This window comes from Calditrichota bacterium (genome assembly GCA_016867835.1).
Classification (GTDB): Bacteria; Electryoneota; AABM5-125-24; order Hatepunaeales; family Hatepunaeaceae; genus VGIQ01.
On sequence record VGIQ01000010.1, the window covers coordinates 1 to 13,565 of the forward strand.

Genomic DNA, 13,565 nt, shown 5'->3' on the forward strand with positions numbered 1-13,565 from the left:
AAGCGGTATCAGGTTGTTAAAAACAGGCATTGCGCTCAATCTTGATGCCGCATCGATAATGAGGCTTAGATGGTCTAAGATACGAACACTCATCGCCTCAATCAAGGGGATGGTGCACACCTGTCTGTTAACTGATTGCCAACCGCGTTGAGGCAGGTGTTTGTTTTCCCTCCAAGCGCGATTAGCGCACTAACGGTTCGAATCGGGAGAGAAAGTGGGGGAGGGCTTCAGGACGGTGAATGAACTTCATTCCCCGCCAAGGGATTTGGCTGCGCTTGCGATGCAGATCGACGATAGCAGAGGCAACGTAGTCAAGGTGGGCATCGGTATAGACTCGTCGCGGCAAAGCCAGGCGAACATAATCCTCGACTGGCGCAACGCGGGAGGCTCGTCCCGTTGCGGGGTCCCAATCACCGAACATCACCGTGCCGATTTCGCACGAACGGATACCATAGTCCCGGTAGAGCATCACTGCAAGTGTCTGACCGGGAAGGTCTTCGGGTGCGATGCGAATGCGATCGGCATCGCTCCAGTAGGCGCGACCGGCAAGGAAGACGCCGTGCCCGCCGCAGGGCGACTTGACCGGAATGCCGCTATCGTGCAACTGGCTCCAAAGCCGTTGCACCTGCCCGATGCGCTGGGTAAGTCGGGCGTCATTAACCCCCTCGACGATACCGACAGCCAGCGCCTCAAGGTCCCGACCGGATAAGCCGCCATAAGTGTAGAAGCCCTCGATCTCGACCATATGTTCCCGGCAGCGATCGCGCAGTACCGGGTGCCTGGTGGCGATAAACCCGCCCATATTGACGAGACCATCCTTCTTGGCAGACATCGTGCAGCCATCGACGAGCGAGAACATCTCCCGGGCGATTTCGGCGACCGGCCGTCCCTTGTGCCCCGGCTCGTATTGCTGAATGAACCAGGCATTCTCTGCAAAACGTGCGGCGTCGAAGAAGAAAGGCAGCGGTGGGAGTCCGTCCAAGACCGGCTCGAGGCGGGAGCCGTAATGATCGATCATCTGCCGCATCGCCCGCATATTGCTGAGCGATACCGGCAGGCCGCCTCCGGTGTTGTTGGTGATAGTCAGCATTACCATCATCACAGCAGCGAGATGGTCGGGATTCCCCAGTTGTCGTTCCAGTGCATCCAGATCGATGTTGCCGCCAAAAATACCGTGCTCGAAGCGGTCCTGCTGGCTCTGATCGACGACCAGTTGATTGCGGGTGATGAGGCTCGCCATCTTGAGCCTTTGGTCCTGTCGGCGGCGACGAGCCGGCGGGAGTGATGCTTCGGCAGACGATCCGTTTCGATCATCCTCGGTCAAACGGCCATGGAGCAGCACATTGGCGGCGGTGGTGTCGAAGAAAGAGTTGATCAGGATGCGACGCCGCAGGGGTTTTCGCCCGTCGCAACAGACAACGCACTCTGCACCTGCAATGTCGCGTTGATACTCGCAGGCGAATTCGCCAAGAACGTGAAAGAGGATATTCTCGGCGGCGCGTCCTTGATGGGTCGGGATGATGTGAAAGGCCTCGCCGATTACGCCGCGAACTGCGGCTTCGAAGCGGTCGAATGAAGTTGCTCGCGCATACGACTCGTCGCCCACCATCATCGCTGCCCATTGCTCCTGAGACATAGCGCCGGTGCCGGAGTCGGTCAGAAGATCGATCGTAACGTCGCGTGCCGGAATGTTGAAGAGGTTATAACCGGCTTCCTGCAGGAGAGCCTCCCGACGGGCGACCGACGACGGATCGAGCGGCGAGGCGGCTTCGATCGGCTCGACTACTTTTATCTTGTACGGCTCGAAACGGATCGCCTCAGGCGGAGTAAAGGGAGTCATTGGGTGATGATCTTTGTGACGAGTTTGAAAGGGATTTCGACACGGCACAGGGCAGTTCGGTAAGCCCTTTAGGTTGCGCGCCTTGCTTGGGGTTCCTATATTGAACTATGCTTCCCGTTGATCTCAATCTGCCGCCCGGCTGCGCCATCGATCATATTGCCATTGCGGTGGAGGATCTTGATGCCGGTGAAAGCCTTTATAGCCAATTCGGGCTGGCTGCCGGACGCGAGTCCATAGCAAGCGAAGGTGTTGAGGTCTCCTTCATTGCAACCGCAGGCACAAGGATCGAACTTATACGACCGCTAGGGCCCGACACCCCGGTGGGACGATTTCTCTTGCGAAACGGCCCCGGTTTGCACCATATAGCAATCGTCGTTCCAAATATAGATTCGACGCTCGAACAGTTGGTCGGGCAGGGTGCCCGATTGGTGGGCGAACGGGTGCGAACGGGCGCAGCAGGCCGAAGCGTTGCCTTCCTGCATCCCCGTTCGACCGGAGGGGTCCTAATAGAACTTATCGCCGCGTCGTAATACTCATTTCCGCAGCGAGAGCCGTATATCCTGCTGATGTCAATCATACCGGAGCCTTGATGATCAAACCGGAATGGGGTTTCGACACCCTCTGCGTACACGGTTCAGAGGGAATCGATCCACGCACCGGCGCCGTCGCGCCACCTATTTATCAAAGTTCTACCTTCGCCTTCCAGAATGCCGATCACGGCGAGCAACTCTTCCGTGGCGAAGCGAAGGGCTACATTTACTCCCGTCTCGGCAACCCGACTGAGGAGTGTCTCGAGCGCGAGATGGCATTTCTCGAAAAGGGTGAAGCCTCGCTCGCTCTATCTTCGGGAATGGCGGCTGAAGTCGCCGTCATCCTGACGCTTTGCAAGACCGGAGACAATTACGTTTCGTCGGCTACGGTCTATGGCGGGACGCATGCAATGAATATCGGGCTGATGCCCCGGTTCGGTATAGAGGCTCGTGAAGTGCGCGCTACACATCTGGACGAACTCGAAGCCGCTATCGACGACCGGACCCGACTACTGTTCATCGAGACCCCTGCCAATCCAACGCTCGACATCATCGACATCGAAGCCTGTGCTCAAATCGCCCGGAGGCACGGCATCCTTCTGGTGGTGGACAATACCTTTGCCACCCCGCTCTTACAGCGTCCGCTTGAGTTTGGCGCCGATGTCGTCGTTCATAGCGCGACGAAATACATCGGCGGACACGGCGACACGGTGGCCGGCATCATCGTTGGTTCGGCAGGACTTATCAAGCAGGTGCGCAAGGAGACCCTCAACCATATCGGCAGTTGTATCAGTCCGTTCAACGCCTGGCTGCTTTTGCGGGGACTTAAGACCCTCGCCGTCCGGATGCGACGGCATTCGAGCAACGCACTGCAGGTAGCCCAGTATCTGACCTTTCACCCGCGGATTCGACAGGTCTATTATCCCGGGCTCCGGTTTCATCCCGGGCATGAACTGGCGCGACATCAGATGAGCGATTTTGGGGGCATGCTCGCCTTCGACATCAAAGGCAGCCGCGAAGACGGCAAGAGACTCATGGATGCAGTTGAACTCTGCACCCTTGCCGTCAGTCTGGGGGATTGCGATACCCTTATTTGCCACCCGGCTTCAACAACGCACTCATCTTACAACACTGAACAGTTGGAGCAAGCCGGAATCAGCGAAACGCTCATCCGGCTGTCGGTGGGGATTGAGGATGCCAGGGATATTTGCGCCGACCTCGGGCAGGCGCTGAAACGGATCAACGAGCCCGGATAGGAAGGATAGAATGAAATTCGAGGAACTCCTTGGTGCCGCCGGCTTGACTCGCGACTTCAACGAAGAGGAAATATCGGCGCTCGCCTCTGTGGCGGAAGAGAGACGCTTTCCCAAAGGCTCGGAGGTGATCCGTGAGGATTCCAAGTCGCGGGATCTCTTTGTAATCTCACGAGGACGAGTCTCTATCAGGCTGACCCTCCCAACCGAAATCGGTAAGGAAGAGGTCATCTATACGATGCGGGACGGTCAGATATTCGGGGAACTTTCGCTTGTCGATGGTTCACCGCGATCGGCGACTGTTCGCACCGAAGACGAGGTCGTCTGCCATCAGTTCGAATACGTCCGACTTGCGCAACTGCTCGATGACCGTCCCCGCATCGGTTATCTCCTGATGCGCAACCTCGCATCAATCATCTCCCAGCGCGTCCGCAATACCAATATGCTCTGGCGCAATTCGCTCATCTGGTAGGAATCATAGTGGATTATCGCGCAGCCGGCGTCGATATTGCCGCCGGCGATCGGGTCGTCGCCGGAATCAAGGAACGACTCGGGAAGGACGGGCGCCGGATCGGGCACTTTGGCGGAGCATTCCCCCTCGATGCAAGTCGCTACCGCAAGCCGGTTCTGGTATCATCGATCGACGGCGTTGGAACGAAGATCTCGGTCGCATTGGCGATGGGGGAACTCGAAGGAGTCGGGTGCGATCTGGTGCATCACTCCATCAACGACCTCGCCGTCTGCGGCGCCGAGCCGCTCTTCTTCCTCGACTACATCGCGATGGGCCGACTCGATTCCGATGCCGCTCTCGCCGCTGTGGGCGGTATTGTAAAAGCCTGCAAGGAGTGGGATGTTGCTTTGGTTGGAGGCGAAACTGCCGAAATGCCGGGGGTCTATCGAGAGAGCGAAATCGACCTCGTCGGGACAATTGTCGGGATTATGGACGAGGCCGATCGAATTGATGGTGAGACTATTGTCGAAGGTGATGTTCTCATTGGCTTTCCCTCCTCGGGACTCCACACCAACGGCTTCAGTCTGGCACGGCGCGTCCTGTCCGACGCCGGCATCGGCTACGACCGTTATGTGAGCGAATTGGGATCGACTGTTGGCGCGGCACTGCTTGCCGGGCATCGTTGTTACCTAAAGGAAATTCGGGCTCTGCGGTCGGCATACAGGGTGAAAGGTCTCGCCCATATCACCGGGGGAGGCTTGGAAGGGAATACCCACCGGATCATTCCTCATGGTCTGCAAGCGGTTTTCTCATGGGGGGAATGGCCGGTGCCTCCGATTTTTGGCTACTTAAAGCGAACCGGAAGTCTTACTGATGACGCCGTGCGCCCGGCATTCAACATGGGGATCGGCCTGTTGGCGGCACTAAGCCCCCCTGATGCGAGGCAGGCATTGGCATCCGGTGAATGGACGTTTGCACCGATGCAAGTCGGTGTCGTGAAAGCGATTTAATGGCAGCGGCAGTCACATCGCTCCTTCTGGCTTACCTGATAGGCTCCTTTCCAACCGGGGTTCTGGTGAGCAAGGTTATTCTGGGACGAGACGTTCGGGAGTTCGGCAGCGGCAACCCCGGTGCGGTCAACGTCTGGAGAGTTTTCGGCTTGGGCTGGGGCTTGTTCGTCGTTACTTTCGATGCCGGAAAGGGTTTTTTGGCGGTTCTACTGACCGAGTCGCTAACTGGTGGCAACTGGGAGACTTTACCGACTTGGGGCGGCCTGGCTGCGGTAATCGGGCACATTTGGTCGCCATTCACCAGGTTTCGCGGCGGGAAAGGCGCCGGTGTCGCCTGGGGAATGGGGCTGGCAGTGATGCCGTTCGCTGCTTTGATCGCACTGGGACTCTGGCTGGTCGTTGCGGCTCTGACCCGATACGCTTCCGTAGCCGCATTATCTGCGGTTCTCTTTTACTCCGGGCAGGCTCTCGTTTTCGGCAGCGGTCAGTTGAAGGATAAGAGCGCCTGGATGATCCTGCCAATTCTCCTTACCTGGACGCATCGCTCCAACTTGCGACGCCTTCTGGAGAGGCGCGAGTTGCGCATCGGACATGACGAGAGCCTCACCCGGCAGGCACGTTCGGCTTAGGATGGTGCGATTCTGATGCGTATCGTCGTAGCCGGAGCCGGGAGTTGGGGGACAACGTTGGCAATCATGCTGGCGCGTCGGGCCGGGGAGGTGTTTCTGTGGGAGTTTCGTCCCGACTTCGTCCGGCAGATGATCCGGGAGCGTGAGAATCGCGAGTTTCTGCCGGGATATCCCTTTCCCGACAATCTGACCCCCATCGAGAATCTGAGCGCCGAATGCGTTGCCGACCTGATGGTCATGGCGGTCCCTTCACATGCAATGAGGCGCGTAGCGGCAATTATGCCCGATGGCCCGGGGCGGAACGCACTGGTAGTGTCGGTAGTCAAGGGCATTGAAGAGACGACGCTTCTGCGGATGACGGAAGTCCTCCTGGATGTTTGGAAGGAGCGAATCGCCCCCGGACAGGTCATTGCCCTCTCCGGGCCGTCGCATGCCGAAGAGGTGATCAAGGGGATTCCGACGAGCGTGGTCGCGGCATCCTGCGATCTAACCTCAGCACACAAGGTTCAAGAGGTCTTTTCCAACGAGCGCTTTCGAGTCTATGCCCACGATGACGTTGTAGGGGTGGAATTAGGCGGTGCGCTGAAGAACATAATTGCGCTTGCAGCCGGCATCGCCGACGGGCTTGGCTTCGGCGACAACACCAAAGGCGCGCTGATGACCCGCGGCCTCGCCGAAATCACCCGGCTCGGCGTTAAGTTAGGCGGACGACCGGCGACCTTTGCCGGTCTCTCCGGGATGGGCGACCTTATCACCACCTGCACCAGCCGCCACAGCCGCAACCGGTTTGTCGGTGAAGCGTTGGGCCGGGGCCGTAAGTTGAGTGAGATACTGGCTGGAATGACGATGGTCGCCGAAGGCGTCCGGACAACCCGTTCGACCTACGATCTGGCGCGCCGGGAAGCGGTCGAAATGCCGATCGTCGAGCAGGTGCACCGGATCCTCTTCGAGGACGTCGATCCCCTCAAGGCGACGATGGAATTGATGTCCAGACGCCTCAAGGTGGAGGATTAGGATAGAATACCGGAAGCGTCCGACTTACCGAAAAATGATTCGCAGGGACTCCTGACCAAAGAACTAATACAAATCGCACTCGTATTGATAGCGAGTTCTTATCATTATTGTCGTTGACTGGATGAAATTCTCTTACAACTGGCTCCGCGATCTGGTGCCGTTTGACCAGTCGCCGGAAGCCCTTGCCGATATCCTTACCTCCCTTGGGCATGCCGTCGATGGAATCGATACAGTCGGTGCCGCATGGACCGGCATCGTCGTCGGCAAGGTGCTCGAGTGCGCACCTATCGAAGGCAGCGACCACCTTTCGCTCTGCCGTGTCGAAGCCGGCCGGGACGAAGCGCTCCCGGTTGTCTGCGGCGCGCCCAATGTCGCTGCGGGCCAAACCATCGCATTTGCCCTGCCGGGCGCCCGGCTCCCCGGAGGTTTCGAGATTACCTCGCGCAAAGTGCGCGGCGTCCTCTCGCATGGGATGATCTGTAGCGAGCGTGAACTGGGTCTTTCCGACGAACACAAGGGCATCCTCGTGCTGCCCAATGACCTTCCAGTAGGAACTCCGCTGGAAGAGCACCTCGCGCCGAGGGACTGGGTCTTCGACATAGACATTACCTTCAACCGCCCCGACTGCCTTTCACACCTTGGCATCGCCCGGGAATTGTCGGCCAAATTGCGCATTTCGCTCAACCTGCCATTAACCGGCGGCCTGTCAAGGCAGCAAACGAACGACGTTCTTGCGAGCGGAGCATTAGGTGTGGGTTCCCTGCCGCTGGAGATCAGGATCGAGGATACTCAACACTGCCCCCGCTACACCGCACGGCTTGTGGAAGACGTGACCGTCGCCTCCGCACCGCTCTGGATGCAAGACCGGCTCCGCGCAGTCGGCCTCAGACCGATCAACAACATCGTCGATATCACCAACTTCCTGCTACACGAGACCGGCCATCCTCTTCACGCCTTCGACTATCGCCTGATTGAACAAGGCAGGGTCATCGTTCGTAATGCAGCCGAAGGCGAGCGCTTCACCACACTCGATGGCAGGGAGCGTCTGCTTACAGCCGAAGACCTTTTGATCGCCGATCCGGTGAAGGGTATCGCACTTGCCGGCGTTATGGGCGGACTCAATAGCGAGATCAACGACGCCACCCGGGACGTTCTGATTGAGTGTGCGGTCTTCGAGCCGACGGGCATTCGACGGACTTCGCAGCGTCTTGGCTTGGTGAGCGATTCGTCACGCCGGTTCGAACGGGGAGTCGATCCTGATGCGACACCCTATGTCGCCGCCCGTGCAGCTTGGTTGATGGCAGAATTGGCAGGCGGTCGACCGGTTGAGGAAGCGCTTGACGTTCAGCCGGCTGCTTTTCAACCCAGGTTGGTCTCTTTTCGCCCCTCCCGCGGTCGTAGTCTGCTCACCCTCGACCTGGACGACGCCGCGATGGCGTCTCACTTGAAAGCGCTCGGCTGCGAAGTCGAATCTCAATCGTCAGGCGATGGCACGGAACGACTATCGGTTACCGTCCCTTCCTGGCGGCACGACTTGAACGAGGAAGCCGACCTGATCGAAGAAGTCGCCCGCCTCGAAGGTTACGACGCCGTCGTGCCGGCGGTTAGGTCGCAACTGCCACTGGTGCGCGATCCGGCTCAAGACCGATCCCGCCGGCGAGTCAGCCAGATCAAGCACGCTATGGTGCAACTCGGTTTGCGCGAAGCGATCCCCTGGACTTTGGTGCCGGTGTCGGATGGAAGCGGATCGAAGGCTAACGCTGATGCCCACAGACTAATCAACCCCATCAGCGACGACCTTGCGTTCCTGCGCGCCAGTCTGCTGCCCGGCCTACTTCAAGCCGCGGTCCGGAACTTCAATCAAGGCCACCGGATGATCCGGCTCTTCGAGTGGGGGCGCACCTTCGAAAAGGCTGGTAATGATTCGACCCGGCCAGTCGAACGACTGAAACTCGGCATCATTCTTGCCGGTTATCTCCGCGAAAAGTCCTGGGGGGATGCCGGATGCAATTGGACGATTCACCATGTGAAGGGTCTGGCGCTCGACGCGCTTCGTCTGCTCGATGTTGACAATGTCAGTCAGATTGATTACCTTGTTCCTGAGGGGTTTTCCACCGGCGCGACCTTAAGTCGCGGAGAAACGGGAACGTCGGCAATTGTCGGGCATTACGGCGCTCTCAAGGCGGATCTTGCCCGTCGGTTCGATGCCGACTTTCCGGTCTGGTATGTGGAATTTGAAGGCGAGCCACTGCTGGGGGCTTCGCCGATCGGGACAACGACTTATCATCCCCTTCCGCGCTATCCGGCGGTATTGCGCGATTTAGCACTGGTCGTCGAAAAGGGAGTTCCAGCCGGTCGGGTCGAGGACTTACTGCAGAGGACTGGCGGGGAGTTGATTGTCGGAGCCCGGCTGTTCGATCTTTTTGAAGGAGGTGGAGTTGGCGACAGCCGTAAGTCGCTGGCTTTTCACCTTATCTTCCGAAGCCATGATCGAACCCTGACCGATGGTGAAGTCGATAAACTGGTGAACGGAATGGTCGCTGCGGCGAAGCTTGAGTTCGCCGCCGAACTCCGCGGCTGATGCGATAAGAAGTAGGGATGCAGTTGCCGTCATCCGGATATCCGGTCCCGCACTGCAAGGTCAACTCGAACCACAGACAGGATAGATAAAGTCAACCTTATGGAACTTTCGGCATTGGAGTCGCTTGAGCGGCAGGTTACCCGACTGCTTGAAGGTTATCGTCAGGTGCGCACCGAACGCGACGACCTGGCCCAGCGCGTGATCCGGCTCGAAGCCGAGAACACCGATCTCCGCAGTCAGAACGACGACTTTGCCGAGCGCATTGAGGAGGCCCGGCGAAACACTCGCGATCCGGTCAAGGAAGAGCGCATCCGGGCCAAGGTAGATGAGTTGCTGGCCAAGTTGGAAGGTTTTTAGCGCCATTGAGGTTGTTTACCTGCGACCTGCCCGGGCGCATTCGCTCACTTGCAGGGCGGAAGGCCGTCACGATTATGGCACTCATTCGGAAATGGCCGGACGGTGAACAATAAAGAACTTATGAACCGTGCCGATCATAATGGCGACGAGACCGTCTCGGTGACGATCTTTGGCCAGGAATACCCCATTCGCGCTTCCGGCGATGTGGACTACATCCGCAATGTAGCCCGCTTTGTCGATGAGCGCATGACCCTGGTCGAGGAGCAGACCGCTATTCGGACTCCCGCCCGGATAGCGATTTTGGCGGCGCTCAATATCGCCGATGAACTCTTCACGCTGAGGCGCGAAAAGGATAGAATCCTGAGTGAATTTGAGGAGAAAGCGCGAGAACTATCGGAAGCGCTGAATCAGGGCATCAACAACTTGTAGATGCTCCTCGACTGCGGGATTTGTAGAAGCAGCCCGCTCTTGCCACAGTTCCATAAAGAACCAACAGTTAGAACCTATGGGAGCGCGTTTCTAAACGTCGCTTGCGGACCGCAGTTCGCTTCGTTCATGAGGCGGATACCGGAGGTAGTTTGTGAGGCGACCCCAAAGTCTCCCCTCTCGATCTGCCGCCGGTCGGTGGAGGCGAAAAACGTGTAGGGCGGCACCCACCCTATCAGGATAGGTTCTTTCAGGAACGGCAGGAGCGGGCTCTCTATCTCACCAATACCAGGGCCGATATACTATGATCAGTCTCTTGCTTGCCTTGGGAATGGTCGTCGCAGCAGTCGGGCTGCTGGCGATCGGATGGCTCGTCAAGGATCGCGTCGATCATGCCCGTAAAGCAGCAGCCCGGGATGAGGCTACCCGGATAGTCGCCGACGCCGAACGTGCCGCAGAAAACCTCCGTCGTGAAAAACTGCTTGAAATCCGCGACGATCATCTTAAACTCAAGACCCAACTTGAGAATGACTTCGAGACCAAGCGCGCCGACCTGACCCGGCTGGAACGGACCATCCGCGATAAGGAGCGGCTCTATCTGCAAAAGGTCGAAGCCCTTGAAAAGCGCGGACGGGAGATGAAAGTCGCGGACCGGGAGCTGCGCGAGCGTGCCCGGCGTATTGAGATCGATCGGGCCGAGGCGGCACGACTCAAAGATGAAGCCGCAGGTCGGCTGGACCGGGTAGCCGGGCTGAGTCAGGACGACGCCTTGGCACAACTCAAGCAGGAGTTGATCGAGAAGGCGAGGTTCGAAGCCGCCGACTCGATCCGTCAGATTCGCGAACGCGCCCGCCAGCAGGCTGACCGGGAAGCGCGCGAGATCGTCGTCCAGGCCATTCAGCGATCCGCTGCCGATCACTCCGCCGAAACTACAGTCACCGTGGTCAATATCCCCGGCGACGAAATCAAGGGGCGGATCATCGGGCGCGAAGGACGCAACATTCGCGCCTTCGAGGCCGCCACCGGCTGCGAAGTAATTATTGATGATACCCCCGAAGCAGTTACCCTCTCCGGCTTCGACCCGTTTCGCCGGGAGGTGGCGCGGCTGGCGCTTGAAAAACTGGTTGCCGACGGTCGCATCCATCCTGCACGCATTGAGGAAGTCGTTCACAAGGCTCAGGATGAACTTGAAGTCAAGGTCATCGAACTGGGCGAACAGGCAGCTCTTGAAGTTGGCGTCGATGGCTTGCATAGCGAACTCTTGCGGCATCTCGGGATTCTTCATTATCGCACCAGTTACGGCCAGAATGTCCTCAAGCACTCGATTGAGGTGGCGCGACTGGCAGCCCTGATGGCGGCGGAATTGCGGCTTGACGCCAAACTTGCCGCTCGCTGCGGGCTGCTCCACGACATCGGTAAGTCGATCGACCGCACGACCGAAGGCACCCATGTCGAATTGGGAATGGATCTGGCTCGCCGCTTCAACGAGCCGAAAGCCGTTCTGAATGTGATTGCCTCGCATCACGATGACGTCGAAGCCGGGTCGCTCATCGCCTGCCTGGTGCAGGCCGCCGATGCCATTTCGGGAGCCCGTCCCGGTGCCCGGCGCGACAGCCTTGAAGGATACATCAAACGGCTTGAGACCCTGGAGAAGATTGCTACTGGTTTCAGCGGAGTCGCTAAGAGTTATGCGCTTCAGGCCGGGCGTGAAATTCGGGTGATGGTAGAGCAGGAGCGGACATCCGACGGCGACGCGACGCAACTTGCCGCCGATATCGCCCGGCGGATCGAAGCAGACCTCGAATTCCCGGGTCAGATCAAGGTGACGGTGATCCGCGAATTTCGCGCCGTTGAACTGGCACGCTAAACGAGTGAAGTCCGACTCCGCTACAGACCGCGATGGCTTGAGGGGACTCGTTCTAACGAACGGACGCGTCTATCGACCCGAAAGAACTGGATTTCGACTCGAGGCATCCGATCTGCTCGTTCGGGGTGAGCGTCTTTTCGGTCTTGCACCGCGCGGCAATGGGTTTGGCAACACCGCCGACGGCTGTCTCATCATCGATCTGCACGGGCGAATTGTCCTACCCGGACTTGCGGATGCTCATCTCCATTTGTCCGCCGGCGGTCAATCGCTCGCGATCCCTAATCTTACCGGTCTGGGAAGCAATGAAATTCGAGCGGTCATTGAGAAGTCCTTTCGTGCAATTGAAAGCGCCGGGCGCCGCTGGATTGAAGCGTTTAACTGGGAATCTCGCTACGGATTGTTGAACGCCGATCTGCTCGAAGATGCTTGCCCCGGGATTCCGGCGACAGTGCATCAGAAGGACTTGCACACCTGTTGCGTCAACCGGACGGCACTCGCGATGGCAGGCATCGACAATGCCTCCAACGTTCCAACTGGCGGACGAATAGAGACCGATGTCAACGGACGCCCAACCGGTATTCTCCGCGAGTCGGCAATCGATCTCGTCACCCGTTTTCGACCGCAACTTACTCCAAACGACCGGGAGCGGTTCATTCAAGGCGGTATCGACCATTTGGTCTCACGGGGCTTGACCGGAGTCTGCGAAGTCCTCGATCCCGGAAATGCCGAAGTCTATGACTACCTTGACCGAGAAAGTCGCTTGGCAGTTGATATCGATGCCTGGCGCCGTTTCGAGAATTGGGACGGCGCATCGCCCCCGCCGCCACCGGGACGGCAATTTAAGGTGCAGACCTTGAAGGTCTTCCTCGACGGCAGTTTCGGATCGCGGACAGCTGCGCTCTTCGAGCCTTATGCTGATGACCCAACCTCCGTCGGGATGTTGATGTTTGGCGATACGGAACTTCTTGATTTGTGCCGCGCCGGCGCCTCCTTTGGCTGGAGAATGGCGCTGCACGCTATTGGCGACCAGGCGGTCGATCAAGCCGCCCGGATTCTGGCCGAGACGCCGGTTTCGTCGAGTGCGCCGCACCGCATCGAGCATCTGCAGATGTTGCCCAGGAATGGAACAGAACGTATCGCCCGGTCGAAGACGACGGCTTCCATCCAGCCGGTTCACTTGTTGGACGATCAGGTCTGGCTCGCGGAGAGGATAGGTGTGGAACGATGCAGGCGGTCGTTCATATGGCGATCTCTGCAAAGCGCCGGAGTTCCCATTGCAATAGGAAGCGATTGGCCGGTTTCTACTCCCGACCCGCTTAAAGCCCTCCATGTTGCCATCAATCAGGCTGGGTATTATGCAGAGCCAACCCGACTTTTCGATCCAGCCGAGGCGTTATTCCCCGGCCAGGCAATCGCCGCAATGACTACCGGTTTCGCTGCTTCCACCGGTTGGGAGAGCCTTCGGGGACGCATTGACCCAGGCTTTCAGGCCGACTTCACTATCGTCGAAGGCGTCAGTTCCGATCTCGCCGATTGGTCTGAAGCCCGGGTGGTGATGACCATCGCCCGAGGCAATGTAGTCTATGAAACACAGGAATAATCAGGTT

12 protein-coding genes are annotated in these 13,565 nt (G+C 58.5%); 11 read left to right on the forward strand and 1 reads right to left on the reverse strand.

From position 1 onward, the window contains the following. Nucleotides 1-181 precede the first annotated feature (181 nt). Nucleotides 182-1,840 (reverse strand): tryptophanase, encoded by a 1,659-nt coding sequence (locus FJY67_02135; GenBank protein ID MBM3328258.1) that lies wholly within the window; start codon nucleotides 1,838-1,840, stop codon nucleotides 182-184. Between the two features lie 107 nt (nucleotides 1,841-1,947). Here FJY67_02135 and mce point away from each other — a divergent pair, with 107 nt between their 5' ends. The 11 genes from mce to FJY67_02190 all read left to right on the forward strand — a co-directional run bounded on the left by mce (nucleotide 1,948) and on the right by FJY67_02190 (nucleotide 13,558). After that, entirely contained in the window at nucleotides 1,948-2,370 is a 423-nt protein-coding gene (gene mce / locus FJY67_02140) for a methylmalonyl-CoA epimerase (GenBank protein MBM3328259.1), read from the forward strand. Between the two features lie 59 nt (nucleotides 2,371-2,429). Then, a complete protein-coding gene (locus FJY67_02145; GenBank protein MBM3328260.1) occupies nucleotides 2,430-3,626 on the forward strand; it encodes an aminotransferase class I/II-fold pyridoxal phosphate-dependent enzyme in 1,197 nt (398 codons plus the stop codon). A gap of 10 nt (nucleotides 3,627-3,636) precedes the next feature. Then, nucleotides 3,637-4,095, forward strand: a complete 459-nt coding sequence (locus FJY67_02150; protein MBM3328261.1) for a cyclic nucleotide-binding domain-containing protein — start codon at nucleotides 3,637-3,639, stop codon at nucleotides 4,093-4,095. Continuing rightward, nucleotides 4,032-5,084 carry a phosphoribosylformylglycinamidine cyclo-ligase gene (locus tag FJY67_02155; GenBank protein MBM3328262.1) on the forward strand — a complete coding sequence of 351 codons (1,053 nt, stop codon included), beginning with the start codon at nucleotides 4,032-4,034 and terminating at the stop codon, nucleotides 5,082-5,084. Before FJY67_02150 ends, FJY67_02155 begins: the two co-directional genes overlap by 64 nt. After that, complete coding sequence (gene plsY / locus FJY67_02160; GenBank protein MBM3328263.1) at nucleotides 5,039-5,713, forward strand: glycerol-3-phosphate 1-O-acyltransferase PlsY; 675 nt, start codon at nucleotides 5,039-5,041, stop codon at nucleotides 5,711-5,713. Before FJY67_02155 ends, plsY begins: the two co-directional genes overlap by 46 nt. A 15-nt stretch (nucleotides 5,714-5,728) precedes the next feature. Next, nucleotides 5,729-6,727 (forward strand): NAD(P)-dependent glycerol-3-phosphate dehydrogenase, encoded by a 999-nt coding sequence (locus FJY67_02165; protein ID MBM3328264.1) that lies wholly within the window; start codon nucleotides 5,729-5,731, stop codon nucleotides 6,725-6,727. A gap of 121 nt (nucleotides 6,728-6,848) precedes the next feature. Further along, entirely contained in the window at nucleotides 6,849-9,308 is a 2,460-nt protein-coding gene (locus tag FJY67_02170) for a phenylalanine--tRNA ligase subunit beta (protein ID MBM3328265.1), read from the forward strand. Nucleotides 9,309-9,407: 99 nt separating this feature from the next. Beyond that, entirely contained in the window at nucleotides 9,408-9,665 is a 258-nt protein-coding gene (locus tag FJY67_02175; protein ID MBM3328266.1) for a hypothetical protein, read from the forward strand. A gap of 102 nt (nucleotides 9,666-9,767) precedes the next feature. Next, nucleotides 9,768-10,094, forward strand: coding sequence for a cell division protein ZapA (locus FJY67_02180; protein ID MBM3328267.1), 327 nt, complete (start codon nucleotides 9,768-9,770; stop codon nucleotides 10,092-10,094). Nucleotides 10,095-10,395: 301 nt separating this feature from the next. Continuing rightward, a complete protein-coding gene (rny, locus tag FJY67_02185) occupies nucleotides 10,396-11,958 on the forward strand; it encodes a ribonuclease Y (GenBank protein MBM3328268.1) in 1,563 nt (520 codons plus the stop codon). Next, entirely contained in the window at nucleotides 11,942-13,558 is a 1,617-nt protein-coding gene (locus FJY67_02190; GenBank protein ID MBM3328269.1) for an amidohydrolase family protein, read from the forward strand. The genes rny and FJY67_02190 overlap by 17 nt, the downstream gene beginning before the upstream one ends. The last annotated feature ends 7 nt before the right edge of the window (nucleotides 13,559-13,565 follow it).

Excerpts from the sequence above, each read along its gene's own strand:
- FJY67_02165 (MBM3328264.1), top strand. The coding sequence starts at position 5,729 with ATGCGTATCGTCGTAGCCGGAGCCGGGAGTTGGGGGACAACGTTGGCA.
- FJY67_02145 (MBM3328260.1), top strand. The coding sequence starts at position 2,430 with ATGATCAAACCGGAATGGGGTTTCGACACCCTCTGCGTACACGGTTCA.
- FJY67_02135 (MBM3328258.1), bottom strand. The coding sequence starts at position 1,840 with ATGACTCCCTTTACTCCGCCTGAGGCGATCCGTTTCGAGCCGTACAAG.
- mce (MBM3328259.1), top strand. The coding sequence starts at position 1,948 with ATGCTTCCCGTTGATCTCAATCTGCCGCCCGGCTGCGCCATCGATCAT.
- rny (MBM3328268.1), top strand. The coding sequence starts at position 10,396 with ATGATCAGTCTCTTGCTTGCCTTGGGAATGGTCGTCGCAGCAGTCGGG.
- FJY67_02170 (MBM3328265.1), top strand. The coding sequence starts at position 6,849 with ATGAAATTCTCTTACAACTGGCTCCGCGATCTGGTGCCGTTTGACCAG.
- FJY67_02150 (MBM3328261.1), top strand. The coding sequence starts at position 3,637 with ATGAAATTCGAGGAACTCCTTGGTGCCGCCGGCTTGACTCGCGACTTC.
- FJY67_02175 (MBM3328266.1), top strand. The coding sequence starts at position 9,408 with ATGGAACTTTCGGCATTGGAGTCGCTTGAGCGGCAGGTTACCCGACTG.
- plsY (MBM3328263.1), top strand. The coding sequence starts at position 5,039 with ATGGACGTTTGCACCGATGCAAGTCGGTGTCGTGAAAGCGATTTAATG.